A 3,141-nucleotide genomic window follows, 5' to 3' on the forward strand; every position below is an offset into this window, starting at 1 on the left:
GAGAACACCCATGGCTGCCTCCAAAAGACAGCCTTGAATCTGATTTGCTCAGCCTTGGGAATCCCAAGAGTCCACACGACCTAGGCGTCATCGCCAAAAGAGTGGCGATGCAGTTCTTCCAGCGTGGCCCGGTACCCTTAGACCTTGTGTGGCGCGACCATCTTTCCTCCCTCTTAAGGTACGCAGAGAGCAGAGGATGCACCGATTTTATTCCCGGCGGCGTCAACACCCATCCGCCCTTTTCTAGCAATTGGCCGCTTGAACCGGTACCGGACGCCCAGATCGATAGGTATACCCGTACGTACCGAGACGGCGTGATACTGAGCGATGAGATCGTGTCCTCTACGGGTCATCACGGGGACTTCGGATCTTACGTCATCAAGTATGCCGTAGGGGGCTGGAGCCCAGCCGGCCGTGAGGAGACGAGCCCTCCATCTTCCGCGGATCTATACTCACTATGGCGCGCTGAATTTGATTCTTATTCGACACCCGAAATGGAGCACTTGTTCGAAGAAATGGATGCGCTCCGGGCCAAGGGTCCGGAATGGGCCTATGCCAGCGGCGATAGCGCAAAGGAGCATCAGAGGATCGAGGAAAAGTTTCGCGATACGCTCGGGACTGAGCGGTTTGAGCGATACCGCGTGATGGCGCGTCACTGGCGACCTTCGGCTGGTTGGGGTGAAAATCCTGCCGAGTTCAATGTTGCCTGGGCGCAGCGTTGGGTCTGTATGCGCGCCCATGATCTCGGTTGGAGCGAAGGGCTCCATGGCCAGTATGACCGCTCGTGTGGCCATGGACGGACCGGTCACAAGAGCGAACGCATAGGCAAGAAGTACCAGTGGATCGCACTGCACGAGCTGATGTCGAGGATTTCCGACAACTGCGCTGCACCGAAAGGGGATTGGACCGCGCAGCATCGCGAAACAGTACGGCGGCTTCGCAAAATTGATCCATCCCGGCTGATGGAAGAGAGCCACGACTGGGGCTGGGCGTCGTTCAATGAGCCCACGTTCTGGATGCCAGTGATTCCGAGGAAGGCAGCGATGGATCGTGATGCTGCCTGGGAGTGGCTGGATGCCGACCGCGAGCTGCTCGACGGCGCCTGCTTTGTCGACCTTAAATCGGATCACAACGGTCAGAAGTGGCTGCCGTTGGGGGGCTTTCAACATTTTCGGTTGCGGGGCACAACCCAGGAAACCGAGCGAATCCTGCGTGAAACATGGCTGCGGCTCGAGTGTCTTATAGTGCATATCGGTGATGAATCTGCTGGTCTTGACCAGCTTAAAGATGCGCTCTTTTTGGGAAATCACGATCTCGGACTAAACCAGGATGGCCAGGACGATTGGTATTTGGGCGAGTACGACTGGCGCAATGACCGCGATCCGCAGTGGTCACGCTGGTGGGGGAATCGCCAACACCGACGAGCTGGCGTCGAGTCGGCCGCAACAACGGTTCAGTTTCTTCAAGAAGCGGGGAGTTATGACCATAGTCTGAAACAAAACTTCTCGGTGCGGTTGCCCGCCCCGTGGGTGATCAAGGCGCTCGGACTGCGACTCGCCGACGGCCGCACGGTTCGATACGTAGACTCACAGGGCACGACGCGGGCGTTCGATCCGTCAGCAGAGCAAGCGGGGCCGAGCACGGTACTCGTGGCCCACACGGAGTTTTTGCAGATGTGTCAGGCTAACGGCTTTCGTCCGATCTGGGTGCTGGCCGGAGCCAAAGAGGTCTACGACAAACAAGACTCGGATCTGTTCGGTCGCCGAAATTTTACGAACGTCTACACGGTTGATGGTGACAGAGTTGTTTGTCGACTGAAAAAGGCTGAGTCCGAAGGAGACTCGCCTTCGCGATAGGATCGCAAGGCCGGCTGCCCCGGCGCCGAGGTAGAGAGAGTCGTCATGTGGCGCTGACGGCAAGCCCGCAGCAGCCGCTTAAGCGAAAGAGACGTTGCGAAGACTCCGGGCTGGGTGCGCTTGATGCTGCGCGGCGAACCCTGGTGAGGTCACGGCGATGGATCAGGCTGATCACAAGAAAAGAGACTCATCATTGAAAAGCTGTTGGAATGATGTCGAGGGGCCTAGTATTATCGCCCTGATTGTATTTGGATAATTTGTACCGGCCTAAAAACACACGGCTGGATAGGGGCCGGCGCCGGTAAGCTCGATGCGGAAACGCGCCGCCTAGCGTTGCCATAGAGATCCTGGCGGAGAAGACGGCGGCCTTGGCGAACACGACGATCAAGCCAATGAGTATCAAGACCTCGTAGCGATCGAGGCGCTAATTCGCTTCTATCGGGACCCCAAGTCTTACAGTTGGGTTGAGCTTGAGGCTGACAAGACAGACAGCTCGCTGGACGATGTCGTCGTGGCTCGTAGCGATGGATCGCTGGAATACTACCAAGTTAAGTTTACGGTGGACCAGATCGACTATCCACTCACCTGGGATTGGTTACTCGAGAAGAAACCCAGAGGGACCTCCCTTCTCGGCAAGTGGGCCAACTCTATGAAGAAGGTGGCCAAGCAAGGCTCTATCCATTCCGCAAGTCTTAGAACCAACCGCATCCCTGACGCTGATGTTGCCGTGAGCCTGAAAGGTACTTTGCTATCGCTCGACCTTATTCCCAGGGACACAAGGCTACGGCTCGAGAAGGAGTGTGGTGGTCGAGAAGCGGCACTGGCGTTTTTCGGGAAGTTCGAGTTTGTCCACAGCGCACGGAATTTCGACGCCTATGAAAGCCACCTTCGTGACCAGCTCGTGCCGACCGACATGGAAGCGAGCGGCTCTATCTTCGGGAACGTGTCAGGCGATGGACAACGCGGCGTAAGGAGCCGAAGCCAGCGGGCCGAATCCTTTACGAGCACCTCACTCAAGTCATTTCGCGGGGACGCCCCGAGCCCATTCGACAGGACTTCCGCGTCCCCGTGGGCTATTCTGTTCCCTCGACCACCTTCCATACCGAATTTTCACGGCGGATCAGCGATCCGAAAACGCCAGTCTCAATCGTGTGGGGTAAGCGCAACGGACCATAGTGATCGCCCGGCTCGCCAACGTACTGATGGCCGCCGCCGGCGTGGCAACGGAGGAGGAGAGCTGCGATGACGAGCGGTAATCTGATTCCGACTGCCGTCCTCAAGCGCA

At 57.6% G+C, this 3,141-nt stretch carries 2 protein-coding genes; one reads left to right on the top strand and one right to left on the bottom strand.

The features are described 5' to 3' along the window. The coding region (locus tag NKI39_RS34015; RefSeq protein WP_352837512.1) for a hypothetical protein at window positions 1-1,856 on the top strand (1,856 nt) is incomplete at its 5' end. 1,073 nt (window positions 1,857-2,929) lie between these two features. Here the strand turns inward: NKI39_RS34015 and NKI39_RS34020 are convergent. Continuing rightward, a partial coding sequence (locus NKI39_RS34020; protein ID WP_352837515.1) for a hypothetical protein occupies window positions 2,930-3,141 on the bottom strand: 212 nt, incomplete at its 5' end.

This window comes from Mesorhizobium sp. M0664, assembly GCF_040320565.1.
Lineage (GTDB): Bacteria > Pseudomonadota > Alphaproteobacteria > Rhizobiales > Rhizobiaceae > Mesorhizobium.